Source organism: Sphingomonas sp. ABOLG (assembly GCF_003950435.1).
GTDB classification, from domain to species: domain Bacteria; phylum Pseudomonadota; class Alphaproteobacteria; order Sphingomonadales; family Sphingomonadaceae; genus Sphingomonas; species Sphingomonas panaciterrae.
On the sequence record NZ_QQWW01000016.1, the window covers coordinates 1 to 23,763 of the forward strand.

A 23,763-nucleotide genomic window follows, 5' to 3' on the forward strand; every position below is an offset into this window, starting at 1 on the left:
TGGGATCGAGCAGCCGCTTCCGCTGGCCGCAAGGCCCTCAATCTGCCGCCGGATAGCCGCGCCGCCTAAGCGTTCGCTGATTGTTCGCCCTTAGCGTTGTTTAGCGTACCATCCACGCTATGCCCTCTTCATGACAGAGGCCGGCGACGGCCACGGTGCGATCGGGAATGAGAATGCCGGCTCGATCCTCGCCAGGGCGTCTCCCGGGACGGCGATGCAGGGGGTCGCGCACGCGGGTTGCGGCGCCTTTTTGTCGGGCGCCGAAGAGCCTTTTTCGTCGCACCCAGCCATTGCCGAGGCGATCGGCGCGGCTTGAGCGCTGGCCTCGCAGATCGGCCCCAACCGGACGAGCAGCATCATCGCAAGCACGGCCAGGACGGCCATGCGAGAGACGCTGACAAGAGGACGAGACCCGGACTTCACGCCAGCTACCGGCAGCCTTTTCGACCTAAAGTCAACGGCTCAGTGCGGCATCGAGAGCGCAGTCGGGGCGATCACCATCCATAGCGCCATGGCGACCATCATCACGTTCTCGGTCAGCGAGAGGAAGCCGAGGGGTACGTTGCTATCCCCGCCCACGCAGGCGCACTTGAGTTCGCGCTTGTCGACGTAGACCGCCTTGATGACGGACACGGCGCCGATCGTCCCGATGACGAGCGCAATAGGCACCGACAGCCAGGTGAGCAAACCCGCCGCCATTAGCACGCCCGCGGCACCTTCCGCGTAAGGATAGACGTAGGAATAAGGCACCCAGCGTTTGGCGAGCAGATCGTAGTTGAGGAACATGCTCGAGAAGCTCTCGACGTTCTGGAGCTTCAGCATGGCGAGCACGCACATCGAGAAAGCGATGAACCATTCGCCGGCGCGAACCGTGAACGGCGCACCAAAGGCGGCGTAGCTGGCCGCGAGCGCCATCAGCGCGGCCATGGCAAACACCGCGGCTACGGGCCGGTAAGTGACGGCTTTGGGATCGCGCACCGCCTTGCCGAAGAAGCGGCGCAGATCGTCATAGCCTCCTACCCGCTCGCCTCCGATGAAGGTCTGCGGCGTGGTTTTGACGCCGTGCTCCGCCTTGAACGCGTCCGTCTCCTCGCGCGTGCGCAGCCAATGATCCTCGACTTCGTAACCTTGCCGGCGCAGCAGGTCCTTGGCCTTCACGCCATAAGGGCAGGTGTGCGCCGGCATCACCATGCGGTAGATTGTCGCTTTCTTGGGTGCCGCGGTCGCCATCTCACTTCTCCGTGCTGTTCGCGGAGCCTATATAGGGTCCGTACTATAGTACGGAGTCAAGGTATGGCGACGCTGACGATTGCGGGTCTCGCGCGTGAAGGGGACGTCGGCGTCGAGACCGTGCGCTACTACCAGCGCCGGGGTTTGCTCGATACGCCAGACCGGCCCGGAGGCGCCGGCGCGAGCGGCGGTATTCGGCGCTACGGTGTCGATGACGTGCGCCGCTTGCGCTTTATCCGCTCGGCGCAAGCCGCCGGGTTCACGCTGGAGCAGATCGGCGAGTTGTTGGCGCTCGACGCAACTGACGATCGTGCCCGCGCACGCGAGCTTGCCAATGAGCGGATCGCAGCGCTGGACGCCAAGATCCAGGAGCTTGAGCGGGTGCGCGCCTCCCTTCGCCGGCTCGCGAGAGAGTGCGGAAGCGGTTCGGCCGGGCCGTGTCCGATCCTCCAAGCGTTCGATCACGCATGAGGTTCAGGCGCGCGCGATGGCGATGCTCGACAGGTCGGTAGCTTCGTCGACCGGTACGCCGGCCTGTTTGCGCTCTGAATAGCGATCGACGAGCTGGACCGCATGGGGGCGCAGGAGGACGGTGAAGCGTACCAGCTCCTCCATCACGTCGACGATTCGATCATAATAGCTCGACGGCTTCATGCGTCCCGCTTCGTCGAATTCCTTGTACGCCATGGCGACGGAAGACTGGTTCGGGATCGTGAACATGCGCATCCAGCGGCCGAGCAGGCGCAGGGTGTTGACCGCGTTGAACGACTGCGATCCGCCCGACACTTGCATGACCGCGAGCGCGCGCCCCTGGGTCGGGCGCATTCCCTTCATTTCGAGCGGCAGATGATCGATCTGTGCCTTCATGATGCCGGTGATCTGGCCGTGTCGCTCAGGGCTGCACCAGACCTGTCCCTCCGACCACATCGACAGCTCGCGCAGCTCGTGGACCGCAGGATGATCGTCGTCCTTCACCTGATCGGGAAGCGGCAGCGTCGATGGATCGAAGATGCGCGTTTCGGCCCCGAACAGGTGCAGGAGGCGCGCGGCCTCCTCGACAGCGAGCCGCGAGAACGACCGCCCGCGCAGGCTCCCGTAGAGCAACAGGATGCGCGGTGCCGGATCGAGGGCGCCCAAGCCCAGCGCGGGTCGCTGGTGAACGAAGGCGGGATCGAGCGCGGGGAAGCTGTCAGGGTCGGTCAACGAACGAAGCGGCATCAGAGAGCTTTCATGAGGTAGGCGGCCGAGGCGGGGCAGAGCGCGGTGAACTCAAGCGAGGCGGTGATGGTCGCCGGAACGGACTCCCGGCTTGCATCGGCGAACCCGAGGCTCCGGAAGAACGACGCGGCCGTCGTTGTCAGCAGGTGGAGGTGCTGCACTCCGGATTCGCGAGCTTGCTGTTCGAGCGCGGCGATCATGGCACGGTCGATGCCGCGCCCTTTGCGATCGGTGACGACGACGACCGAGCGAAGCAGGCGATCGGCTCCCTCTCCTTCCAAACCACCATATCCAATCAGGCCTTGGGCATCGTCAAAACGGAAGAAGGAGCGGCCGGGTTCGCCCAGGTCTGTGATCGGCAGTTTGACTGCCGCCAAAAGGGTTGCCATCTCGTCCAGATCGCCGGATCGAAGCGGGGTTACGACCACGCCCGTCATGCGATGCTGATCCTGATCGCAAGCGCCGCGAGCGTGATGAGTAGCACCGGCGCCGTCAGCGTGACACCGACCCGGAAGTAATAGCCCCACCCGATCCGCACGCCCTTCTGACCAAGCACATGAAGCCACAGAAGCGTCGCAAGCGAACCAATCGGCGTCAGCTTGGGACCCAGATCGCAGCCGATCACGTTCGCGTAGATCATCGCTTCCTTGATCGGGCCCGTAGCGTGGCTAGCGTCGATCGAGAGCGCGCCCACCAGCACGGTCGGCATGTTGTTCATCACCGAAGACAGGACGGCCGCGATCACACCGGTTCCGAGCGCGGCGGCCCAGACACCGCCCTGGGCGGTGCGATCGAGCAGCGCGGCGAGATGATCGGTCAGGCCTGCGTTTCGCAAGCCATAGACGACTAGGTACATACCCAGCGAGAAGATCACGACCTGCCACGGTGCGCCGCGCAGCACTTTGCCGGTCTGGATTACGGGACCCCGGCCCGCGATCACCAGCAGCAGGACCGCGCCGGCAGCGGCTACGGCGCTGACCGGCACGCCAAGAGGTTCGAGCAGGAAGAATCCCGCGAGCAGCAGCGCCAGGACGATCCACCCGGCGCGAAAGGTCGCGGCGTCGCGGATCGCTTCACGCGGAAGCCGGAGCGCCCCCACGTCATAGGCTTGCGGGATGTCGCGCCGGAAGAATAACAGGAGTGCGCCGAGCGTCGTCGCGATCGACACCAGATTCACCGGCACCATCACACCGGCATATTCACCGAAGCCGATCTTGAAGAAGTCGGCCGACACGATGTTGACGAGGTTCGAGACGACGAGCGGCAGGCTCGCGGTGTCGGCGATGAAGCCGGCTGCCATGACGAACGCCAGCGTCGCCTTGTCCTTGAAGCCCAGCGCCCGCAGCATGGCGATGACGATCGGCGTCAGGATCAGCGCCGCGCCGTCATTGGCGAACAACGCGGATACTGCCGCGCCCAGCAGCACGATGAGGACGAACAGCCTCCGGCCATGCCCCTTCCCCCATCGTGCGACATGGAGTGCTGCCCATTCGAAGAACCCGGCTTCGTCGAGCAGCAGGCTGATGACTATGATCGCGACGAAAGCAGCGGTCGCGTTCCAGACGATGCCCCAAACTACCGGCACGTCCGAGAGGGTGACGACGCCAGCGAGCAAAGCGACAACGGCACCGCCCATCGCGCTCCATCCGATGCCGAGCCCTTTCGGTTGCCAGATAACGAGCGTAATCGTGGCGACGAAAATCAGGACGGCAAGAAGCATCAGGCTACGCGCTGACCCGAGGCGTCCACAACTTGCTCGCCATCCTCCTTGGCGAAGGCGCCTAACTGGCCTACCGGCAGCAGACCGAGGACCGCTTCTGACGGGCGGCAGAGCTTCACCCCCAGTGGCGAGACGACGAGCGGGCGATTGATGAGGATCGGGTGCGCCATCATCGCGTCCACCAGCGCTTCGTCGGAGAGCGCAGTGTCACCCAGCCCCAGTTCCGCATAGGGCGTTCCCTTCTCGCGCAGCAGATCGCGCGGGGTGATGCGCGCACGGCCGATCAACTCGACCAGCAGCGCGCGCGAGGGCGGAGTCTTGAGATACTCAACGACGTGCGGCTCGATGCCGGCATTGCGGATCAGGCCGAGGGTGTTGCGCGAGGTACCGCACTCGGGGTTGTGATAGATGACGATATCGACGGCCATGAGGGCGTCCTTTCAGCAGCAGGGGGTGAGTTCCGCGACAAGCGGCGCGCACAGCGCGGCATTGCCGGCGCAGCAGTCCTTGACGAGGAACAGTGTGAGCGCGCGCAGGCCGTCCAAGTCGGCGCGGTAGATGATGGAGCGGCTGCGTCGTTCGGACCGCACGAGGCCCGCCCGCGCCAGAATGCCGAGGTGTGCGGACATGGTGTTCTGTGGCACGTCGAGCTGACGAGCGATGTCGCCTGCTGCCATGCCGTCCGGTTCATGCCGTACCAACAGACGGAAGACGTCGAGGCGCGTCGCTTGCGCGAGCGCGCCCAACGCAGTTATGGCTGAATCGATTTCCATAGATCCAGCATAGCGGATATATTGGTGAGAGCTAGTCGCTTCGATCTGCCCTTTCGCACCTCAGCCTTCCGCGTTGATGGCTTCCGGGTCCGGTGCCGGGAAATGGCGGTACAAGGTCGGGACCGATACCCCGATCGCAGGCGCGATCTCACGCATCGGCATTCCCGAGGCCAAGAGCTTGCGAGCAGCCGCGAGCCGGTTGGGCGTCATCACCGTCTTCCGGCCACCCACCCTTCCCTCGCGCCGCGCGACCACCAAGGCGGCTGTTGTGCGTTCGCGATTAAGGTCGCGCTCCATTTCAGCCATGGCCGCCAGGATGTGGAAGACGAGCTTGCCGGCAGTCCCAGCTGTGTCGATCCCATCGGTCAGCGATCGGAGCCCGATGCCGCGCTCGGCCAGATCTGCGGCCAGATCGACCAACCCCTTCATCGTGCGGCCCAAGCGATCGAGCTTCCACACGACCAACACATCGCCGGGTCGAGCATGGGAGAGCGCGTCGGCCAAGCCGACGCGGTTCGCCTTCGCGCCACTTGCCTTGTCGCTGAAGGTTCGTTCGCAACCCGCGTCGCGCAAAGCGTCGAGCTGGGGCGTCAGATCCTGTTCGGGGGTCGAGACCCTCGCATAGCCGATCAGCATGAAGCGTTCTCAAAACTCATCTCGCGTGCCTAGCACGGGCACCACCAATCGAGAATGTGTTTTGATACGCCCATGACCCCTGCTAGACATTCTCACATGGTAGCGCATCAAAATCGATCGTTTGCGAGACGGGGTCGTGCGATCGCTGCCACTCCTAACGCGGGTCCGCGAAAGCACGAAAACGGGCGCCAGCTTGGCGTCCTGCCTGCCTCTCCCGAGAGAGCGAGCGCCACGTTTCGTGCTTTCACGGACCACCGCCGCCCCTCTTTCGTGCTTTCGCGGACCTCAGCGATCGGGCTGCCTCTGGAGGTCGCTGCATGACCGGGCGTGATGCGGGGCAAGGCGACCTGTTCGTCCTCGACAGCCCGTTGCTGACGGAGGTTCGTGGCGAGCAGTCGTTGATGGCCTACCCTTTCTTCGCGCTGACTAAGACAGCGTGGAAGCGATCACTGATCTACAAGACGGAGTCAGTGTCGATCGAGATCGGGCCCGGTCCCCGTGGCGTTGCGACCATCTACGACAAGGAAGTGCTGCTCTATATCGCCAGCCTTCTAGTGGCGAAGCTCGATGCCGGGGAGACCGTCGCGCAGGACTTTTACTTCACCGCCCACGATCTGTTCCGCGTTACCGGCGTCAATGGCTCGGCGCGCTCCTATTCGCGGCTGTCGGATGCCTTGGAAAGACTGCAGGGTACGCAGATCAAGACCAACATCGAGGCCGGTGGCGAGGGACAGGCAGGCTTTTTCTCCTGGCTGTCGGAAGCCCAGCTTCATTACCAGAAGAATGCTCGGGGCGAAAAGCGCCTCAAGGGCGTCAAGGTCCGACTGTGCGATTGGCTCTATCGCGCGATCCTGCGCGACCGGCGCGTTCTGGAATATTCTCCGTCCTACTTCCAGCTCGGACCGGTTGAGCGCAGACTTTACGAAGTTGCTCGATCGACGTGTACGGCCGGGGCAGTTCAAGTGGGGCTGGACGACCTGCGCCTTCAACTCGGCTATCAGAATTCGCTGAAGCACTTCCGACACGTGATGAAGGGCATTTCGGAAGAGAACGCCATCCCGGACTATCACATCGTCATGGGTGATGGCCTCGCAGCTGAAATGTCGACGACCAAACGGCGAACGACCACGGCTACAACTGTGACGATTACCCCCAAGCCATCGCTGTCGGCTGCCTAACAGGGCGTTCCGAATCGATCTGTTCGGTCAGGGCCATGCGGTCCGGGAAAACACGAACACGGGTCCGTGAAAGCACGAATACCGGTCCGCCAAAGCACGAACGCAAGGCGCTCAGGTCCGCCAAAGCACGAACTTTTTCAGGCTTCGGTCCGCCAAAGCACGAATTGTTGTTGTTCGCTGGCGCCGTGATTTCTGCAAAAATCGCCATCGTCGAACGCGAACCGCGCGCGGCAGAAACGGGGATCGGCCGTGACCACATAAACGAATGCCCGGCACGAAGGCCGGGCACCCTGGAACGTGATGAGCGATGCTTGGCGGCATCGATCGGGACATAAGACACCCTTCTCATACCCGTTCCCGAGCCTTGGTTCAAGGGAGCGCGCTTCGCGCCACGCTCTAGTTTTGCCTGGTCCCGGCCCCAAGAAGGGGACGGAAGATGGGAGCTGTTACACTCGCGCGGGCGAGCTTCATGGCGCTCGACCGCATCGAACGGGCGCGGCCGAGGTCACGATCGGGCGCACCAAACCCCACACGTGCGCACGTGCATCCGAACAGTCGCAGAGCCGGCACCTTCGAGGATGACTTCTTCTACACCTACGCAAAGGGTGAGACCGACCGGCTCTACAAGAAGGCGGTGGAGCTGCTGAAGCGCAAGAACGCTATCCGGCGTCTTGCCCGCTCCGAAGGGCGCCAGCTCACCGAGGACGAACGGCTTGTCACGCTGATTACGCCCGCGGCAGTCCGCGTGTTCGAGCAGCTTACGCATCTCGCGCGCACCTGTGCCGGTAAGGTATTCCCGACCTGGGAATGGATCGAGACGCACACCGGCCTCTCACGTGCGAGCGTCGGGCGCGGGCTGTCGATCCTTGCCAAGATGGGCTTGCTCGACAAGCAGCGCCGGTGCGTACCAATCGACCCTCCCGCCGATCGTCCGAAGGCCCGCAACGCACAGACGTCCAATGTCTATCGGATGAGTTTCCCCAACCGGCTCGCCCGTTTCCTTCCGCGGCGGCTTCGGCCCGTCCCGCTTCCCGACGACGTGGTGCAGCGCGAAACCGACCGCATTGAGGAGATCGAGGCGATGCGTCTATGGCGCACGCCCCGCCAGGTTGTGGCCGAGGAGATCGAGGACGCCGGCCTTCGTCGTGTGTTGGACAGCCTCGCCATCGCAATCGAGAAGCAAGAGTCTCAAAAAAATGGTCAACCGCTCCCAGATTCATATGTTCTAAGCACAGATGGAGTTGGCCTAGACGGCCAACGCTTTAACGCCTGACGGCGATGTAGTCCCAAGACGAACCGGCACACTGCATTCAAACAAAACCACCAAGCCGAACCGTCGGACGCGCCGCTTCGCGTCGCGGTGCTCCCGGGAGGAGCATGCGTTTTCTGTGGCGCTCAAATGGCTGCGTTGGTGCCCGGTTCAGCTGTTTGTTGGCGTCGAATGCGACCGTAGCGCCAGCCTCCAGGACGAGGTTGCGCGATTGGGAACCGGCATCCTCCCTCTTCAAGGATCGTCGCGATCCGCCTTTCCCGGCCCCCGGGCGAGCCGGCCGATCATCACCAAGGATGTCGCTTTCTGCTCGACCCGCCGAAACCCCGCACGGGTATCCCGTTCGCACCCTTCTGATCGGCTATTCCTTGATCGATGGGAAAATGGACGCTGGCCGCCTTCTACGATCAAGCGAATAACCGGCTGCGCCTACGGCTTCCGCTACGCGGACCCTCCGTTTTTTCGCTTGATCGCGGCGTCTGCACGCCCCTTCAATTCCCATCAGGAATGAGCCTGATCGATCGAAGGACAGGACCATGCAGAACATCGCGGAGTTTCGGATCATCGGCCGGGTCGGCAAGACCATCGAGCATGACAAGGTGACGAAGGTGAACGTCGCCGCCAACTATAACCGCCAGGAGAATGGCGAGTGGGTCACGGACACCCACTGGAACGAGGTGACGCTGTTCGGCAAGTTGATCGAGCGCGCCGCCAAGGCTCAAAAGGGCGACTTGGTGCATATTACGGGCCGCGTCCGCCAGAACTCCTACGACACGACCGAAGGCCGGCGCTACACGGTGGAGCTGATCGCTGACGGTTTCGCAGTCCTGGCCAAGGGTTCCGAGGATCGCGACTAGGCGCGGTCGGGGCCGCCTACCGGCGGCCCTTCTCGCCGGCGAAGCTCCAGCTCGACCGCTTCCCGGATGAAGTCGGCTTGGCTTTCGCTTTCCCGCAGAACAGACTTGATGCGCCCCAGCGTGCCTTTGGGAAAGCGCGCGAGCGTTTGATCCTCCATCGGAGGGCGACCAACGGAACGGACCTTGCTAGACGTCATCCATTGCCCTAGTAATTACCGATACCGCATATTGACGGCATTTGCGGTATCGTATATTACAGGCTGCGCCTTTCATCAAGGCGACGGAGGAAGGCCATGTTGGGTAATCTGCTGACGATCGGGCTGTTCGTCCTGATCGCGTGGGCCGTCCTAAGGGGCGGTGGCGGTTCTACCCCGCGCATCTGGAGTGGCGATACTCCGGACGAGGAGGCGCGTCGCAACACCCGCACGGATTCCAGCTATCGCGGCTATGAGCACTGGAACAACAATTCTGATCGAGGCTGGTAGGGCGTGAAGACCATCGCCATCAATGTCGAGAAGGGCGGCGCCGGCAAGACGATGATCGCCTGCCATCTGGCATGGCTGCTGGCCGACGCCGGCCATCGTGTGCTGTTCCTCGATCTCGATCGCCAGTGCAACGCGACCGATGCCTTGGCCGAGTTCGAGAGCCTCGGCACATGCAAGCCGCTGTTCGAGCCGAAATATGCCCCGCCGGCTCCATTCCCCCGGCTCGCGATCTACTCCAATCGCATGGGCGGGGAATACGACGCGGACTACCCGCGCGCACTGTCGGCTCTAAACGCCAATTTCCCCGCGCTTGATCCGTTTTTCGACTTCTGCATCATCGACACGCCGCCCTCCTGGTCGTGGATCAATTTCGCGGCTCTGTTGGTGTGCAATCATCTGATTGTCCCCGTTGAACTGGGGCCATTCGGACCGGCAGCGACCAAGCAGGTCTCGGATTCGATCGCAACCGTGAACCAGCGCCGGAAGACGCCAATCCACGTCGTAGGGCTCGTGCCCAACCGGGTACGCGCCAACGATACGCATCAGATGAAGATGCTCGCTGCGATCAAAGAGAAGATCGGGCGCAACCTGTTCACAAACTTCCTTCCAGAGCGGGCGCACTACAGCCAGGCTATTCAAGAGCATGTGCCGGTATGGCGGTTCGATAAGGATGTGCGGACCTCGCTTCCGCCCATGCGCGCCTTTCTCGAGGAAGCCATGACCCGGATCGGGAGCCACAAATGACAGACTTCTCCGGTTTCGACGTTTTCAGCGAGAAGGCGGCCGTGGCAGATGCCGATCGCGTTCAGCTCCTCGATCCCGAGCTGGTGTATCCCGATCCCGAAAACGTCCGCAGCGAGATCGATCCTGCCAAGATCGACGAAATGGCAGAGACGATCAAGGAGCGAGGCCAGCTTCAGCCCATCACGGTCGCGCCGAAGGATGCCGAAGGACGCTATCGGATCATGTACGGCGAGCGACGCTGGCGCGCGTGCCAGAAGCTCGGCGTGCAGGTCCGCGCGATCGTCAGCAAGACCGATGACGTCGAGCAGGTGCGGATCGATCAGTTCATCGAGAACGACCAGCGCGAGGACTTGTCGACAGCCGACATGATCCGGTTCGTCACGGCACAGGTCGCGAAGGGGCGCTCGCTCGCCGAGCTGGCCCGGGCGACCGGTCGCAACCGCACGCTCCTGACCCGCTACCAGGGGCTCGCGAAGGCCCCCGACTACATCGCTGCGCTTTTCGCGGACATATCCATGCGAAGCGCAGTCGCGCTTGCCCAGGCCGCGAAGACCGACGACGCGGCGACCCGGGCTTTTGTCGCCAACACCGCGGCGGAAGACATGACCGTGCTGGCGTGTGAGCGGTTCGCGCGCGAGGTTGGCGCAAAGAAGTCGGCGCCGAAGCCTGCGCCCACCCCCACCCCTCAAGCCGAGACAACACCGGCCACAGGCGAAGATGATCCGGCAGCGGGTGAAGGAGGCAAAGCAGCACCGACGACGGATGTGATCCGGGACGAGGAGGCCGATCGTGCAATGGACGAAGTGCCGGTGCCTGTAGGTCCAGCACTGGCAGATAGTGCGTTTGCGGAGGCCCCTGCCCCTGCGCCTCGCTCGCCGTCGAAGTCCAGGCAGGGAAAGCAGCGGGTGGAGCGCCCGACGATCGAGATCGAGGGCAAGCGCGCGATGGTCGTCGAGGCATTGCTGCACTTCGAGGATGAGGCGGAGCCCCGCATCGTAAGCTGGCGCTGATCGCGCCGGGTAGCGGAGAGCGTCGGTAGCGACCGGCACTCGCGCTCAGGTCCAATCCTTCCTTCCGCGACTTCATCACTTCCGAGATGGATTGGGTGTGCCACGTGGCACACTTGAGGGCTGATTTTAGTGGGGAATGTTTGATGGCAGGATAGGTGTTGCTGCGTTTGCTGTATTACGTTACCTTTGCAGCACCATGTCGCTTGCGCCGCAATCTTCATCCCCCACCAAAGATTCAGCGATGTTGACGGCGCGCGTCGATCGCGAGCTGCTTGCCGCATTCGACGCCGTCGCGGAGGGCAGGGGAGGGCGCAGCGCGCTCCTGCGCACCGTGCTTCAGCAAGCCTTGAAGCACGTGGCCGACGCGCCGCGGATCGCGCCCCGCGCCGACAGCGCAGGCAATCGCGTGTCGCTCACCTTCACTGACGTTGAAACGGCGGTCCTCGATCATCGCGCGGCCGAGAGGGGCGTAGATCGCGCCGGATGGATCAAGGCGCTTGTGCGCCGGCACATTGCGCTAAAGGCGGGCGTCGACGATGGCCTGCGCGGTGCCATCGCGCCGATCCGGATGCAGCTTCAGCGCATCGGCCGAAACCTCAATCAAGCGATGAAGGCCGGCAACGCTGCCATGATGGCCGACAGCGGGTTGCAGATCGATCGCGAGCTGCGCCGGATTGCGGACATGCGAGAGGAGATCAACGAGCAGATCACGGCGCTGGCGGACGTGCTGCGTGGTGAGACCACCTTTTGGGAGGTCGCCGACTGATGTCGTTCGGGGATCGCGAGGACGAGCTTTGGGAGGCGATGAAGCCGAGCTTCAAGCCGCGCCCCGTCAGTGATCCGAACCTTAAATATACCCGTGACCTGGTCAACGGCTTCGGGCCGTTCGCCAGCAGGTCACCGGCGACTTCGCGCACCCAAGGGGATGCACGGGCCACGCTCGCGCGTGTCGTGCGGCGCGCGCCGGAGGTGCTGGTCAAGGTAACGGGGCGGAAGAAGGGCGCCAAGCATCTCGCCGCCCATCTCGATTACATCGGCCGCCACGGCGACATTCCCCTTGAGACGCGGGATGGCGAGCAGATCGCGACGAAGGAGGAAGCGCATCGGATCGCGGACGAATGGTCCGATCCGCTTTACTGGCGACGGGGCACGACCGTCTCGGCCGTTGCGATGGTATTTTCGATGCCGGCGGGGACCGACCCCGAGACGGTCAAGCAGTCGGTGCGTGAGGCGGCCGAGCGGATGATTGGCGACAACCATGATTATCTCATGTCGCTCCACACGGACACGCCGCGCCCGCACGTCCACCTGACTGTCCAAGCCGAAGGGATCGACCGCAAGCGGTTCGATCCGAGGCGCGAGGATCTGTTTCGGTTTCGGGAAGCGTTCGCCGAGGCGCTCCGAAGCCGCGGTATCGAGGCGGAAGCGACGCCGCGCTATACGCGCGGTCAGGGTAGGGCCGGCACAAGCATGGCACTGACGCAGTTGCGCGCGCGGATACGCAGGGGCGCTTCCCGTCAGCCGACCGAGGCCGATCTACGTCAAGCGCGCGAGGCGATGCAGGTCGCGCTTGGTAGGGCCGAGCAGCCCACATTTGTGTTTAAAACCCGGGCGCGCTGGCAGGAGACGAAGCAGCGGTATGAGGCAGCAGCCGATAGCCTGGACCGGAGCCCGGATCGGGAAGATCGCCGGCTCGGAGGCGATATCCGCCGGTTCCTCCAGGAACGGGCCAATATCGAAACAATTCCGGACCGAATGTTACGCGAAGCAGAGGCGCGCGTAAGAACTGCTCAGGCCCGGCAGGGAACGGAGCATCAACCTGATCGAGATGTGCCACGTGGCACACCTGTGCCGCCTACTAGGAACCGCTGATTACCGAGTGTGAATGCCAGAACGCTTCCGAAAGGAGGCAGATTAGTCCCTGGTTTAGCGACAATCCAGTGGTCGAGGAGATCGGAGCGCGCTTCTGCGCGGGAGCTCCCCTTGTAGATGCTCAAGGAGCAGCGCTGGGCACTCCGCGTTAGCGATTACGATCGGAACCGCTTGGATCAATACGGCCACGCACGAGCGGGCGATGTACGGCCACAAGCTATCCTCGGGAGATTTCCATGCAATCACGTCTTCTCGCCACCTCCATGGTAATCTCCCTGTTAGGTCCGATTGCCGTTTCGGCCGGTGCAAAAAGTCCGAAGTTGATGATGGATTGCCACGAGATGGATGGCGGCAGTCCCAGCCCTCACGCGAGTTTTTACGAGGTTCGGGGTAACGACCTCCTGCGACATGGGCGGACTAGGATCGTGAGGATCTCTACCGCAGGAAAAATGCTGTTCCTTAGCCGGACCCAGGACGACGAGGGACCGGAGGACGCTTTCGCCACCCATGTGAGGAGCGGGCATATCGTCGTTCGCACAGTCTATTGGCAGCGCCCCGGCCAGAAGAGGCGGAGGGCTTTTCACGACACCTACGACTTTCGCGCCAAAACGATCATCCGTTCAACCGGAGGTGGTGACACGTGCCACCATGATGCATGGAAGGGTGACGAGGAAGGATGAACCGCATCCTCGTAGCTGCGGCTTTGTTGCTGCCCTTGTCCGGCTGTTGGACGGGCGCGCCGTGGTTCACCGCGTCAGACGCTGTGAACGTCATTCCTGATGGCCGCTACAGGATAGAGGCAAAAGGCGAGGCAGCTGAAACCGGCGAAATAGTGGGCATCTCACGACAGCCTGACGGCTCCGTCCGGTTGGATGGTCCCGAGATGCCGGCCCGCGCGATCGTGGCGCGCCTGAACCAGGACGCGAAGGATCATCGGTATATCATCCAGCTTGAAGGCCCCGCGCTAGGTGCTGGCAACGCGCTTTTCCTGCTGCTGGATAACCAGGATGACCGTTACCGAGTGTCGGTGCTTCGCTGCCACGGCGAGATTGCAGAGGTTGTGCGTCGCTCTGGAGGTTCGGTCAGCCGGGACCCTCAATCGGTCACCAACTGCGAGTTCAATGATCAAAAGACACTTGTTGAACAACTGCGACTGCAAGCTCAGGAAGATGGGATTTTCGATATCGAGCTGAAAAGGATCGCTGAGTAATGACGCGTTATGAGACTGCAGACTCGTTAGAAGACATTCTGGCGTAGGGCAGGTTATGAGCGCCCAATTGATATGGGATCGCGCCGATTTGGCCCGGCTCATCGCCGCCTCTGGTGGTGGTCCGCATTACGTTTACCTGCTGCGCATGCCGGACGGGGAGCCAAAGTTTGGTGGCTTGGGCACGCCGTTCTATGTCGGGACAGGGCACGGGGCGCGGCTCTTCGCCCACGAAGAAGAGGCCCGCGATCCGGCACGCTCGGGTGCCAAGGTGGAGACGATCCGTCGCCAGCCGGCGCGCGCCCTCCCATGCCGTCCCGCCAAGCGTCCGAGTTAGAGGGTTGTCGAATGATGCAGAAGAATGGGCCAAGGCCTTGAACAGCACCATAGAAAGCGCTGAACGCGCGTGGCACGCGCTGCCCACAGAGCAGGCGCTTGCCGCGCTGGAAAGCTCCGCCAACGGATTAACTCCGGCAGGGGCTGCTGAACGACTGCGACGCCACGGCACGAACGCGCTTCCCACAGCCCCCAGACGGAGCGCACTTCGCCGTTTCGTGGCCCAATTCAACAACATGCTAATTTTCGTGCTTCTGGGCGGCGCAGCGGCGGCCGCCTTACTCGACCACGTCGTCGACGCCGCCGTCATCGTAGCGGTGGTTGTCGTAAACGCGATCATCGGCTTTGTGCAGGAGGGGCGTGCAGAGCAGGCGCTGGAGTCGCTCAAGGGTCTAATAGCCCCGCAGGCCAGTGTTTTCCGCGACGGCCGCCGTGCTACTGTTCCGGTGGCTGAGATCGTTCCAGGCGATGTCGTGATGGTGGAAGCGGGCGACCGTGTGCCTGCGGACCTGCGTCTGCTTCACGCGCGCCGGCTGCTGATCGACGAAGCACTACTCACGGGCGAGTCGGTAGCGGCTGAGAAGCTGGAGGCGGTGCTCGATCCCGGGGCTCTACTCGGTGATCGGCGAAATATGGCCTTTTCGGGCACGCTCGTCGCCGCTGGCCAAGCGACTGGGCTCGTCGTGGCTACTGGCAAGGACACGCAGATCGGGCAAATCAGCACGCTCCTCAGCGACGTGACAGTGATGACTACGCCACTGCTCGGGCAGATCGATCGCTTCGCGCGGCGTTTCACCTGGTTCGTACTTGCAGGCGGAGCGCTGTTGTTCGCCTTCGCAGTGCTCGCGCGTGGGTACGACTGGGTGGAGGCGCTGATTGCGGTAGTGGCGCTCGCTGTCGGCATCGTCCCGGAAGGCCTGCCGGCTGTCATCACGATCACTCTGGCGATCGGCGTGCGCGGCATGGCACAGCGCAATGCAGTGATCCGCAAGCTGCCTGCCGTGGAAACACTCGGCGCCACGTCCGTCATCTGCACCGATAAGACGGGAACGCTGACCCGGAACGAAATGACTGTGCGGCGCATCGTCACAGCTGGTCATCGGTGGATGGTGACCGGCTCTGGCTATGATCCCCAGACAGGCGCCTTGGAACCGGTTGACACGAGCGCGGCCGCCGACCTGCTGCTGTGTGTGCAGCTGTGCAATGACTCCGCTCTGGGTCAGACAGATGGTCAATGGCGCGTGGAAGGCGATCCCATGGAGGGCGCCCTACTCGCAATGGCGATGAAGGCTGGCATCGATCCAGACCGCACGCAGCGGCAATGGAAACGCATCGACGAGATCCCATTCGATGCCGCCCATCGATTCATGGCGACATTGCACGCTGGTCCGAAGGGAGACCGGATCGTCTTCATCAAAGGCGCGCCTGAAACCCTGTTCGGAATGGCAGGAGCGCCGTTCGACCCAGTGCCGTGGTCCGACGCCGTTGCGAACGCCGCTGAAGATGGTGAGCGCGTTCTCGGTTTTGGCATGAAGCGTGTCAGCGACAGCACCGATGCTCTGTCGTTCGAAGTGATAGGTTGTGACGTCGAGTTCCTCGGCCTAGTCGGCTTCATCGATCCGCCCCGTCCAGAGGCCGTCGCGGCCATCGCCGAGGCGCGATCGGCCGGTATCGACGTGAAGATGATCACCGGCGACCATGCCGCCACTGCGCTCGCGATCGCCCGTCAGCTCGACCTTGCCCCTAATCCGCACGCAATCACCGGCGCCGAGCTGGAGACGATGACCGACGAGGAACTGGCAGCGCGGGTCGGCACCATAGCAGTGTTCGCCCGCACCAGCCCCGAGCACAAGTTACGCATCGTAAGGACCCTCCAGGCGAATGGGCTCACCGTCGCTATGACCGGAGATGGTGTCAACGATGCGCCCTCGCTCAAGCAGGCGGACGTGGGCGTAGCGATGGGCATCAAGGGCACCGAAGCGTCAAAGGAGGCCGCCGAAATGGTGCTGCTCGACGACAATTTTGCATCGATCGTCAGCGCCGTCCGCGAAGGTCGTACCGTCTATGACAACATCCGGAAGGTCATCTCTTGGGAAATCCCCACGAATGGGGGCGAAACGCTTGCGGTGGTGCTGGCGATTCTCTTCGGCTTCGCACTCCCCATGAGCGCGACGCAGATCCTTTGGGTAAACCTCGTCCTTGCCGCCACGCTCGGCCTTGTGCTGGCGTTCGAGCCGCCGGAGCCTGGTGTCATGCGGCGCCGGCCACGGCTTCGTGATGCGCCATTGCTGTCGCCATTCCTGCTCTGGCGTGTGGTGATCGTCTCCGTCCTCCTCACCATCGCCTCGCTCAGCATCTTCTTCTATGCGCAAGGGCAGGGTCGCAGCGTCGAAGTCGCTCGCACCATGGTGGTCAACATGTTCATCGTGGGGGAGATCTTCTACCTCTTCAACGTCCGCTATCTGCACCTCAGTTCGTTCAGCTGGCGGGGCGTCCTCGGCACGAAAGCGGTTTGGATCGCCATCAGTGTCCTCGTCGCCTTGCAGCTGCTCTTCACCTACGCGCCGATCATGAACGCCGTGTTCGAGAGCCGTCCGCTGACCTTCGCCGACGGCATGCTGATTATCGGGATCGGCGTGCTTCTGATGATCCTTCTTGAGGGCGAAAAGCTGCTGATGCGTCGACTTGGATGGTTCGACGAGTTGGCGGAGTAGTATCGAATAGGAGAAGCCTGGATGCCCAACCTCAAGCCGCGCCGGATCCTTTTGGCGACAGACCTGAGCCATCGGTCCGATCGGGCCCTCGACCGCTCAGTGCAGCTCGCCCACCAATGGGGGGCGACGCTCGTCATCGTTCATGCGATCGAGGAAAAACTCGACGAGTACCATCACATCTATGGATGGGATGACCTGCCATCCTGGCGCAGGTCGACCGACCCCTGCAACACCGTTCGGAACCGCCTTCGTCGCGACCTTGCTGACGAAGGTTTCGGTCTCGACGTGAATGTCATTGTTCAGCGGGGAACCCCGTCCCAGATTGTGTTGGAGGCCGCCCAAGCCCAGCACGCCGACCTGATCGTGGCAGGTGTGTCCGGCTCGCAGCTCCTTGAGCGCATGTGGCTCGGCTCGACGGTCGATCGGCTGATCCGCAAATCACCCGTGCCGCTGCTGGTCGTAAGGGACCGAGCCTTCGCGCCCTACCCTAGGGTCGTGGTTGCGACGGACTTTGCTCCCCCTTCGCGCGCCTCGCTCGAGACAGCTGCGACATGGTTTGCCGACGCCAACATGGTGCTCTTCCATGCCTATGACGTGCCGTTCGCTTCCTACCTCAGTCGCGAAGAAATTAATCGCCAGTTTGACGCTCTGGGTATCGACGCAGCCAACAAATTCCTGACGGAGGCCGATCTGCAGGGCATCGCATCAAGCTCGATTGATCGCCTGATCGAACATGGGTCGCCGGAAGTCCTGTTGCGCGACTACGGTGAAAAATCTACCCGCCATCTGGTCGTCGTCGGCAGCCATGGCGGCGGCATAATCTATGAAACGCTGATCGGCAGCACGGCGCGGAAGATCATCGACTCAGTGCCGGGGGACGTGCTGCTCGTCCCCGACCGTTCCAGGATCGAGGCCCGGGACGCCGCCGGCTGAGATGCTCCTAGCCGTAGCCTCGGTGCTCATTGGGCTCATCGTGTTGGTGGCCGGAGCCGAAATGATCGTACGTAGCGGAAGCAATCTTGCTGGCCGCATGGGCGTTTCCCCGCTGATCATTGGACTGACATTTGTCGCTCTAGGAACGAGTGCGCCTGAACTCGGGGTCGGCATCCAAGCCGCCGTTGAGGGCGAGGGCTCACTTGCCGTCGGCAACATCGCGGGCACGAACATCGTGAACATCCTGCTGATCCTGGGGCTGAGCGCCGCCCTTCGGCCCCTTTCCCTCCACCTACAAACACTACGGCGAGAGCTTCCGGCGATCGTTATTGCCTCATTGGCTCTTGGGCTGCTCGCCTTCGACGGAATCCTTTCACGCGCCGATGGGACTCTCCTTCTCGCACTGGGGCTTGCCTTCACGTGGTTGGTGATGCGGGCTGCGCGGCAAGAGAGCTTCGCGACCAAACGCGCCTTTGCGGCGGGTCTGGGTGTTTCGGGGCTGAAGGCCGTCTGGGCCGGAGCTGCAGGTGAGGCACTCATCCTGTCCATCGGGGTAGCAATCATCGTGGGTGGCGCTCACCTCCTCGTCGGAGGTTCGGTCGAGCTGTCCAGGCTGTGGGGCGTTTCGGACGCATTCATCGGCCTTACGGTCATCGCCATCGGAACATCGGCGCCCGAATTGGTGACCACCATTGTCTCGACGATCCGCAACAACCGTGACATCGCGGTAGGCAATCTGATCGGCAGCAGCGTCTACAATATTCTCGTCATCCTGGGCATTACCTGCATCGTGCCCGCAACCCCCATTTCCGTAGAACAGGCTCTGATCTCGATCGACATCCCGGTAATGATTGCGGTTGCCCTCGTCTGCGTTCCAGTCTTCTACAGCGGGCGGCAAGTCAGCCGTGCGGAAGGTTTCATGTTCGTAATCGCCTACGCCGCCTACCTCGCCTATCTGATCGCGGCACGCACCTAGCCGAGGATTCGCTCTCGCTGTCGCGGTCGCCGTGACATCGCGGCAACGGGCTGTTAGGTAATGTCGTCCTATCGTCAGCAATCGGAGGCACCTTGAAGACGATCCTTATCGAACTGGGTGCCGGCATCGGTGACGATGGGTTGCTCGACTGCGCTGCCGACCTGGCGCGCGCTTTCGGCAGTTATGTCATTGGCCTCCACATTACGCCGCTTGACGCCTACGTCAGCCTAGATCCCTTCGGCGGCGCCTATGCCCTTCCGTCTCTGCTCGAAGCGGCTGATGAGCAAGAGAACAAGGCCCGCGAAGCCTTCGAAGCGGCAATGGCGAACGAAAGCATCAGCTGGGAATTTCGAAGCGGGAGGGGGGCGGCGAGTTCGGTGATCGCGGAGCAGTCGCGGTTCGTCGATCTCGTGCTGGTGGCGAAGCCTGGCCGCGAAAAGCAGTACCACGGCCGCATCGGGCATGTCGGGGAACTCGCCTTGACCAGTTCCGCACCGGTGCTGGCGCTGCCGCCCGAGAGCCGCTCGTTCGATCCGCTTGGCAGGGCAGTCATAGCCTGGAACGGAAGCCCAGAAGCTTCCGCGGCCGTTCGTGCGGCCCTGCCCATGTTGACCAAAGCGTCCGAAGTGACAGTGCTCACCGCAGAGGAGCCGGGGGGGAAGTGGGACGTCCCCTCACTCGAGCTTGAAAAATACCTCTCCCGGCACGGGATCAAGGTCGCGCTCGAAGTCGTCATCGTCACGGATGGGGACCTTCCTTCCTCGTTGCTACGGGAAGTGGCGGATCGGCAGCCCGCCTATCTCGTGATGGGCGCTTATGGCCGGAGCCGGGCGCGCGAGTGGCTGTTGGGCGGCGTCACGCGTCACATGCTCCTAGATCTGCCGGTGCCTGTACTCCTGGCGCATTGAGGCGCACGAGAACGGAAAGACATGATGAAAGACATTCTGCTCACCCTGAAAAGCCATCCTGAGCCCACACCTCGGTGGGCCATTGAGAGCGCCGTAAATATCGGTCGTCATCTCGGCGCGAAGGTTTCAGGCGGCATGTGCATTGTCGGGATTCCCAAGGTTTCGAACTTTCTGGCTGATCGACTGGTTGGAGCGAATGACGCGATCGCCGAGGAGAACCTAAAGAGCCGTGACAATGCGCAGACGCTGATCGATGCGCTTCAGGAATGCGCTGGGGCGGACGCCGGGAGCGATCCGATGCTCATCGAGTGCGGCCACATCATAGACCCCAGGGTGCTTACCGAGCATGCCCGCGTCTTCGACCTGACGATCGTTCCTGCATATGGCCATCCCGAGACCCAGTCTGTCGTGGAATCTCTGATCTTCTCCTCAGGGCGGCCCGTGCTGTTGCTACCCCAAGAGGTGGGCAGCCAGCCGTTCGGCAGCATTGTCGTTGCTTGGGACGGTAGCCGAGGAGCAGCACGTGCCGTGCACGACGCCTTGCCGCTGCTGCGCAGCGCCGCTGCGGTGAAGGTCGTATCGATCACGGGGGATAAGGAGCTCCCTGCAAGCGCTTCGGTCGACGCCCTGCTGACGCACCTGGCCAATCATGGCATCAAGGCGAGCGCGCATGCGGAGGAGGCCAGGCGGGAGGACGCTGGATCGGCGCTCGTCCGCTTCACCCACACATCCGGCGGCGAATTGCTAGTCATGGGCGCCTATGGCCAGTCGAAGCTCAGGGAGTTTGTGCTCGGAGGCGCCACGCGCACGATACTCACCAGCGCGACCGTACCCGTGTTCCTCTCGCACTGAAGGCCTGCCTCGCCTGCCATTCTGTCGGCGATCATACAGAACAGCTGTTTCCTCGCGCCGCGCCGGGTTCAATCGCCGAATATCTGGGGATTGCGCTCGATGAACCGTCTCGCCCAGCTATCGACGTAGGAGGTTCGCGCCCGACTGAGATAGCGCCAGCCGGCAAGGCTTATGATCGCGGCGCCGACCGCATCGACGATGAGATCCCACATCGTGTCGGTCAGGCCAGAAGCATCCCCAAGCATCGGCTTTTGCATGGTCATGCCGAAGATCTGGTCCATGGCGAACTCGAACACTTCCCAGACCGCTCCAATCGCGAGTGAAAAGCAAAAGGCGAACAGCGCCAGGAACGAGGGACGCATGTGCATGTCCACCTGCCGGTCTTCGTTCAGCATGTAGACAATCATGAACCCTAACAGGCCCAGCAGCAGTCCGGCCGTGGCATGGAGCGCCAGATCCCACCACCAGAAGCGCTCGTAATAGTCGCGCACCTCGCCCAGGAACAAAGTGGCGAAGATGAAGAGGATCGCGAGGATCTGGATCTCTGAGGGTATTGTCACGGATAGCCGCCGCCCCAGCAGAACCGGCAGCAGCATCATCGCGGTGATGGCAGCGACGAGAAAGACATGGAGCCATTGCCGGTCGAGCACGAGGAATACGAACTCGCCCGCCAGGACCAGTTGCAGGACGATAAGAACGGCCAGATGAACCCGCCGGGCGCGGCCTTGGGGAAGCGATTCCTCCTGCTCTAGCGCTCCGATGCCCGGTTCAACCATCGCCACGCTGCCGCACGAGCAGTACGTCGCATTCCAGATCGGCGAGCAGGGATCGCGCCGCGCTGCCCAGCGCCGCAGCCACTAAAGCAGTCCGCCCACGTGTCCCGACGACGGCAAGATCGGTATCGCTCGTTCGAACATGGTCGCGGGCAACCTGCGAGACAGGGCCATAGTCGATATTTACCTGCAGGCGCTCGCGCGCTTCCTCGCCGATGTCGAGACTCTCCACAAAGGAAGACAGTTCGAACGCAATCTCCGCCTGAAGCGCTGCAGCCGGTCCTTCCCGTCCGCGCAGCGTCTCGAGCGGGACGCTATAGGCGTGAAGAAGGGTGACTTCCGCGTCTGGAAACATGGCAAGGCCGGTGCGAAGCGCTGCGGCGGAGCAGTCGGAGAAATCCGTGGCGACCATCATCCTTTGGTAATCCTGTCGTGCCGATTCCTTGACGACCAGAACAGGAGCGTGGGCATGGCGCACCAGACGTTCCACCGTGGTCCCGACCACGAAGTCACCGATTTCGTCGTGTCGCGAGATGCCGGCCACGATCAGATCTGCTTCCACCCGCTTGGCGGCCGTGAGGATCGCATTCGCCACGTCACCATGGGCAAGGATCGTCGTGACCGTGACAGTCACGTCATCCACCTCTGCACGGAGCCTCGCCTCGACATGCTCCAGCTCCGCGCACCGCTCGCTTGCCATGAGTTCAGTATCGGGTTCGGTCAGGACGTGGAGCAGAACGAGCTGCGCGTCCGACTGGCGCGCCAGCTGAACGGCCCGGGCGCGGGGCCTGTCGCAGCGACCACTGAAGTCTGTCGGGAACAGAATGGTGCGGAGGGTCATCGTTCGGAACCTAGGATGAAGCCGTCAATCTTGCCAAGTCAGCATAGTCGTTCTGCCTGTCGCGGCCGCCTGCTACAGTTCCGGATTGCCGGTCTCGATCGCACCCGCTTCGCTGTGGCTTAGGATCAGGCTAAGGTGTCACCGCTACCTTCAGGACTCCGTCGCGCTGATTGGCGAACAGCTCGTACGCCGCTTCGATATCGTCCAAGGCGTAGCGATGGGTCACCAGCGGGCGAGTATCCAACCGGCCAGCAGCGATGGTCGCCATGAGCCGGCGCATGCGCTCCTGGCCGCCGGGGCACAGGGTCGTGATGATCTTGTGGTCACCAAGGCCGGCAGCAAAGGCATCGAGCGGGATCTTCAGGTCTGTCGAATAGACCCCCAGGGATGAAAGCGTCCCGCCAGGCCGCAGCACGCGCAGCGCTGCCTCGAAGGTCTCCTGACGGCCGAGCGCCTCGATTGCGACATCGACACCCCGCCCGTCTGTCAGACGCATGATCTCGGCGACAGGATCGCTCTTGCTGAAATCAACGAGATGATCGGCGCCCATCTGACGGGCGATCTCCATCCGCGCCGGAACGGCGTCGACGCCGATGATGGTCGTTGCGCCCATGAGGCGAGCGCCGGCCGTAGCGCACAAGCCGATCGGACCTTGCGCGAACACAGCCACGGTGTCGCCGATCTTCACGCCGCCGCTCTCCGCGCCCGAAAAGCCGGTTGACATGATGTCCGGGCACATCAGAACCTGCTCGTCACTAAGTTCGTCCGGAATCGGCGCGAGGTTGGCCATGGCGTCCGGCACGAGGAGATACTCGGCCTGGGCGCCATCGATGGTGTTCCCGAACCGCCATCCCCCGAGCGGCTTGAACCCGTGGCGGGTCCCCGCGCCGTCCTGGGAGTGATAGCCGCAAAGGCACGCGGCGCTGTATCCGCTGGGCGTGATCGCGCCGGCGATCACCCGCTGTCCTTCGACATACCCCTGCACCGCCGAACCCAGCTTCTCGATTACCCCGACCGGCTCGTGACCGACTGTGAGCCCGCGGGCGACGGGATATTCACCCTTGAGGATATGGACGTCGGTTCCGCAGATGGTGGTGGTCGTGACGCGGATCAGGGCGTCGAGCGGGCCGACGTCGGGCACCGGCTTGTCGTCGAGGACGATCCGGTTCGGCTCCACAAACACTGCGGCCTTCATCATCTGCGACATATCTGACTCCTAATTGCCTGGCG

26 protein-coding genes are annotated in these 23,763 nt (G+C 62.8%); 15 read left to right on the forward strand and 11 right to left on the reverse strand.

Annotated features, from left to right (window positions below; genetic code table 11):
• Positions 1 to 462: 462 nt before the first annotated feature.
• On the reverse strand, positions 463 to 1,230 hold the full coding sequence (locus CA236_RS15470; protein ID WP_125946269.1) for a glutaredoxin: 768 nt from the start codon (positions 1,228 to 1,230) through the stop codon (positions 463 to 465).
• Positions 1,231 to 1,293: 63 nt separating this feature from the next.
• Between CA236_RS15470 and CA236_RS15475 the strand changes: the two genes are divergently transcribed.
• Positions 1,294 to 1,701, forward strand: coding sequence for a MerR family DNA-binding protein (locus CA236_RS15475; protein ID WP_125946270.1), 408 nt, complete (start codon positions 1,294 to 1,296; stop codon positions 1,699 to 1,701).
• 3 nt (positions 1,702 to 1,704) lie between these two features.
• Here CA236_RS15475 and arsH read toward each other — a convergent pair whose 3' ends face one another.
• The 6 genes from arsH to CA236_RS15505 are packed head-to-tail and all read right to left on the reverse strand — an operon-like array spanning position 1,705 to position 5,577.
• Entirely contained in the window at positions 1,705 to 2,448 is a 744-nt protein-coding gene (gene arsH, locus CA236_RS15480; RefSeq protein ID WP_125946271.1) for an arsenical resistance protein ArsH, read from the reverse strand.
• Positions 2,448 to 2,885, reverse strand: a complete 438-nt coding sequence (gene arsN2, locus CA236_RS15485; RefSeq protein WP_206430598.1) for an arsenic resistance N-acetyltransferase ArsN2 — start codon at positions 2,883 to 2,885, stop codon at positions 2,448 to 2,450. The genes arsH and arsN2 overlap by 1 nt, the downstream gene beginning before the upstream one ends.
• Positions 2,882 to 4,168 (reverse strand): arsenic transporter, encoded by a 1,287-nt coding sequence (locus CA236_RS15490; RefSeq protein ID WP_125946272.1) that lies wholly within the window; start codon positions 4,166 to 4,168, stop codon positions 2,882 to 2,884. The genes arsN2 and CA236_RS15490 overlap by 4 nt, the downstream gene beginning before the upstream one ends.
• On the reverse strand, positions 4,168 to 4,596 hold the full coding sequence (arsC, locus tag CA236_RS15495; RefSeq protein ID WP_125946273.1) for an arsenate reductase (glutaredoxin): 429 nt from the start codon (positions 4,594 to 4,596) through the stop codon (positions 4,168 to 4,170). Before arsC ends, CA236_RS15490 begins: the two co-directional genes overlap by 1 nt.
• Before the next feature lie 12 nt (positions 4,597 to 4,608).
• Complete coding sequence (locus CA236_RS15500) at positions 4,609 to 4,941, reverse strand: metalloregulator ArsR/SmtB family transcription factor (RefSeq protein ID WP_125946274.1); 333 nt, start codon at positions 4,939 to 4,941, stop codon at positions 4,609 to 4,611.
• 60 nt (positions 4,942 to 5,001) lie between these two features.
• Entirely contained in the window at positions 5,002 to 5,577 is a 576-nt protein-coding gene (locus tag CA236_RS15505; RefSeq protein WP_125946275.1) for a recombinase family protein, read from the reverse strand.
• 317 nt (positions 5,578 to 5,894) lie between these two features.
• Between CA236_RS15505 and CA236_RS15510 the strand changes: the two genes are divergently transcribed.
• The 3 genes from CA236_RS15510 to CA236_RS15520 all read left to right on the forward strand — a co-directional run bounded on the left by CA236_RS15510 (position 5,895) and on the right by CA236_RS15520 (position 8,882).
• A complete protein-coding gene (locus CA236_RS15510) occupies positions 5,895 to 6,755 on the forward strand; it encodes a replication initiator protein A (protein WP_037486997.1) in 861 nt (286 codons plus the stop codon).
• Positions 6,756 to 7,224: 469 nt separating this feature from the next.
• Positions 7,225 to 8,028 (forward strand): RNA replicase, encoded by an 804-nt coding sequence (locus CA236_RS15515; protein ID WP_241212700.1) that lies wholly within the window; start codon positions 7,225 to 7,227, stop codon positions 8,026 to 8,028.
• Positions 8,029 to 8,561: 533 nt separating this feature from the next.
• Entirely contained in the window at positions 8,562 to 8,882 is a 321-nt protein-coding gene (locus tag CA236_RS15520; protein WP_125946277.1) for a single-stranded DNA-binding protein, read from the forward strand.
• Here the strand turns inward: CA236_RS15520 and CA236_RS18835 are convergent.
• Positions 8,879 to 9,040, reverse strand: coding sequence for a YlcI/YnfO family protein (locus tag CA236_RS18835; protein WP_161604098.1), 162 nt, complete (start codon positions 9,038 to 9,040; stop codon positions 8,879 to 8,881). The two genes, CA236_RS15520 and CA236_RS18835, sit on opposite strands and share 4 nt — an antisense overlap.
• A gap of 135 nt (positions 9,041 to 9,175) precedes the next feature.
• Here CA236_RS18835 and CA236_RS15525 point away from each other — a divergent pair, with 135 nt between their 5' ends.
• The 11 genes from CA236_RS15525 to CA236_RS15575 all read left to right on the forward strand — a co-directional run bounded on the left by CA236_RS15525 (position 9,176) and on the right by CA236_RS15575 (position 20,919).
• Positions 9,176 to 9,367 (forward strand): hypothetical protein, encoded by a 192-nt coding sequence (locus tag CA236_RS15525; protein ID WP_037487006.1) that lies wholly within the window; start codon positions 9,176 to 9,178, stop codon positions 9,365 to 9,367.
• 3 nt (positions 9,368 to 9,370) lie between these two features.
• On the forward strand, positions 9,371 to 10,111 hold the full coding sequence (locus CA236_RS15530; protein ID WP_037487008.1) for a ParA family protein: 741 nt from the start codon (positions 9,371 to 9,373) through the stop codon (positions 10,109 to 10,111).
• A complete protein-coding gene (locus CA236_RS15535; protein ID WP_125946278.1) occupies positions 10,108 to 11,121 on the forward strand; it encodes a ParB/RepB/Spo0J family partition protein in 1,014 nt (337 codons plus the stop codon). Before CA236_RS15530 ends, CA236_RS15535 begins: the two co-directional genes overlap by 4 nt.
• 136 nt (positions 11,122 to 11,257) lie before the next feature.
• Positions 11,258 to 11,887: a hypothetical protein gene (locus CA236_RS15540; RefSeq protein ID WP_241212701.1), complete on the forward strand. Its 630-nt coding sequence runs from the start codon at positions 11,258 to 11,260 to the stop codon at positions 11,885 to 11,887.
• Between the two features lie 38 nt (positions 11,888 to 11,925).
• Positions 11,926 to 12,993, forward strand: a complete 1,068-nt coding sequence (locus tag CA236_RS15545; protein WP_241212702.1) for a relaxase/mobilization nuclease domain-containing protein — start codon at positions 11,926 to 11,928, stop codon at positions 12,991 to 12,993.
• Between the two features lie 676 nt (positions 12,994 to 13,669).
• Positions 13,670 to 14,203: a hypothetical protein gene (locus tag CA236_RS15550; RefSeq protein ID WP_125946280.1), complete on the forward strand. Its 534-nt coding sequence runs from the start codon at positions 13,670 to 13,672 to the stop codon at positions 14,201 to 14,203.
• 371 nt (positions 14,204 to 14,574) lie between these two features.
• On the forward strand, positions 14,575 to 17,250 hold the full coding sequence (locus tag CA236_RS15555) for an HAD-IC family P-type ATPase (RefSeq protein WP_241212703.1): 2,676 nt from the start codon (positions 14,575 to 14,577) through the stop codon (positions 17,248 to 17,250).
• 21 nt (positions 17,251 to 17,271) lie between these two features.
• Entirely contained in the window at positions 17,272 to 18,183 is a 912-nt protein-coding gene (locus CA236_RS15560) for a universal stress protein (RefSeq protein ID WP_125946282.1), read from the forward strand.
• Between the two features lies 1 nt (position 18,184).
• Positions 18,185 to 19,159, forward strand: coding sequence for a calcium/sodium antiporter (locus CA236_RS15565; RefSeq protein WP_125946283.1), 975 nt, complete (start codon positions 18,185 to 18,187; stop codon positions 19,157 to 19,159).
• 92 nt (positions 19,160 to 19,251) lie between these two features.
• Positions 19,252 to 20,067 (forward strand): universal stress protein, encoded by an 816-nt coding sequence (locus CA236_RS15570; protein ID WP_125946284.1) that lies wholly within the window; start codon positions 19,252 to 19,254, stop codon positions 20,065 to 20,067.
• Positions 20,068 to 20,088: 21 nt separating this feature from the next.
• A complete protein-coding gene (locus tag CA236_RS15575; RefSeq protein WP_125946285.1) occupies positions 20,089 to 20,919 on the forward strand; it encodes a universal stress protein in 831 nt (276 codons plus the stop codon).
• Positions 20,920 to 20,987: 68 nt separating this feature from the next.
• On the opposite strand, the gene CA236_RS15580 is transcribed toward CA236_RS15575, so the two are convergent.
• The 3 genes from CA236_RS15580 to CA236_RS15590 all read right to left on the reverse strand — a co-directional run bounded on the left by CA236_RS15580 (position 20,988) and on the right by CA236_RS15590 (position 23,740).
• On the reverse strand, positions 20,988 to 21,695 hold the full coding sequence (locus CA236_RS15580; protein ID WP_206430599.1) for a hypothetical protein: 708 nt from the start codon (positions 21,693 to 21,695) through the stop codon (positions 20,988 to 20,990).
• A complete protein-coding gene (locus tag CA236_RS15585) occupies positions 21,688 to 22,533 on the reverse strand; it encodes a universal stress protein (protein WP_125946286.1) in 846 nt (281 codons plus the stop codon). Before CA236_RS15585 ends, CA236_RS15580 begins: the two co-directional genes overlap by 8 nt.
• 130 nt (positions 22,534 to 22,663) lie before the next feature.
• Positions 22,664 to 23,740 (reverse strand): NAD(P)-dependent alcohol dehydrogenase, encoded by a 1,077-nt coding sequence (locus CA236_RS15590; protein WP_125946287.1) that lies wholly within the window; start codon positions 23,738 to 23,740, stop codon positions 22,664 to 22,666.
• Positions 23,741 to 23,763: the final 23 nt, after the last annotated feature.

What these genes read in the sequence shown, in the direction of transcription:
- CA236_RS15470 (WP_125946269.1), bottom strand. Translation starts at nt 1,230, where the DNA reads ATGGCGACCGCGGCACCCAAGAAAGCGACAATCTACCGCATGGTGATG.
- CA236_RS15475 (WP_125946270.1), top strand. Translation starts at nt 1,294, where the DNA reads ATGGCGACGCTGACGATTGCGGGTCTCGCGCGTGAAGGGGACGTCGGC.
- arsH (WP_125946271.1), bottom strand. Translation starts at nt 2,448, where the DNA reads ATGCCGCTTCGTTCGTTGACCGACCCTGACAGCTTCCCCGCGCTCGAT.
- arsN2 (WP_206430598.1), bottom strand. Translation starts at nt 2,885, where the DNA reads ATGACGGGCGTGGTCGTAACCCCGCTTCGATCCGGCGATCTGGACGAG.
- CA236_RS15490 (WP_125946272.1), bottom strand. Translation starts at nt 4,168, where the DNA reads ATGCTTCTTGCCGTCCTGATTTTCGTCGCCACGATTACGCTCGTTATC.
- arsC (WP_125946273.1), bottom strand. Translation starts at nt 4,596, where the DNA reads ATGGCCGTCGATATCGTCATCTATCACAACCCCGAGTGCGGTACCTCG.
- CA236_RS15500 (WP_125946274.1), bottom strand. Translation starts at nt 4,941, where the DNA reads ATGGAAATCGATTCAGCCATAACTGCGTTGGGCGCGCTCGCGCAAGCG.
- CA236_RS15505 (WP_125946275.1), bottom strand. Translation starts at nt 5,577, where the DNA reads ATGCTGATCGGCTATGCGAGGGTCTCGACCCCCGAACAGGATCTGACG.
- CA236_RS15510 (WP_037486997.1), top strand. Translation starts at nt 5,895, where the DNA reads ATGACCGGGCGTGATGCGGGGCAAGGCGACCTGTTCGTCCTCGACAGC.
- CA236_RS15515 (WP_241212700.1), top strand. Translation starts at nt 7,225, where the DNA reads ATGGCGCTCGACCGCATCGAACGGGCGCGGCCGAGGTCACGATCGGGC.
- CA236_RS15520 (WP_125946277.1), top strand. Translation starts at nt 8,562, where the DNA reads ATGCAGAACATCGCGGAGTTTCGGATCATCGGCCGGGTCGGCAAGACC.
- CA236_RS18835 (WP_161604098.1), bottom strand. Translation starts at nt 9,040, where the DNA reads ATGGAGGATCAAACGCTCGCGCGCTTTCCCAAAGGCACGCTGGGGCGC.
- CA236_RS15525 (WP_037487006.1), top strand. Translation starts at nt 9,176, where the DNA reads ATGTTGGGTAATCTGCTGACGATCGGGCTGTTCGTCCTGATCGCGTGG.
- CA236_RS15535 (WP_125946278.1), top strand. Translation starts at nt 10,108, where the DNA reads ATGACAGACTTCTCCGGTTTCGACGTTTTCAGCGAGAAGGCGGCCGTG.
- CA236_RS15540 (WP_241212701.1), top strand. Translation starts at nt 11,258, where the DNA reads ATGTTTGATGGCAGGATAGGTGTTGCTGCGTTTGCTGTATTACGTTAC.
- CA236_RS15545 (WP_241212702.1), top strand. Translation starts at nt 11,926, where the DNA reads ATGAAGCCGAGCTTCAAGCCGCGCCCCGTCAGTGATCCGAACCTTAAA.
- CA236_RS15550 (WP_125946280.1), top strand. Translation starts at nt 13,670, where the DNA reads ATGAACCGCATCCTCGTAGCTGCGGCTTTGTTGCTGCCCTTGTCCGGC.
- CA236_RS15560 (WP_125946282.1), top strand. Translation starts at nt 17,272, where the DNA reads ATGCCCAACCTCAAGCCGCGCCGGATCCTTTTGGCGACAGACCTGAGC.
- CA236_RS15565 (WP_125946283.1), top strand. Translation starts at nt 18,185, where the DNA reads ATGCTCCTAGCCGTAGCCTCGGTGCTCATTGGGCTCATCGTGTTGGTG.
- CA236_RS15575 (WP_125946285.1), top strand. Translation starts at nt 20,089, where the DNA reads ATGATGAAAGACATTCTGCTCACCCTGAAAAGCCATCCTGAGCCCACA.
- CA236_RS15580 (WP_206430599.1), bottom strand. Translation starts at nt 21,695, where the DNA reads ATGGTTGAACCGGGCATCGGAGCGCTAGAGCAGGAGGAATCGCTTCCC.
- CA236_RS15585 (WP_125946286.1), bottom strand. Translation starts at nt 22,533, where the DNA reads ATGACCCTCCGCACCATTCTGTTCCCGACAGACTTCAGTGGTCGCTGC.
- CA236_RS15590 (WP_125946287.1), bottom strand. Translation starts at nt 23,740, where the DNA reads ATGTCGCAGATGATGAAGGCCGCAGTGTTTGTGGAGCCGAACCGGATC.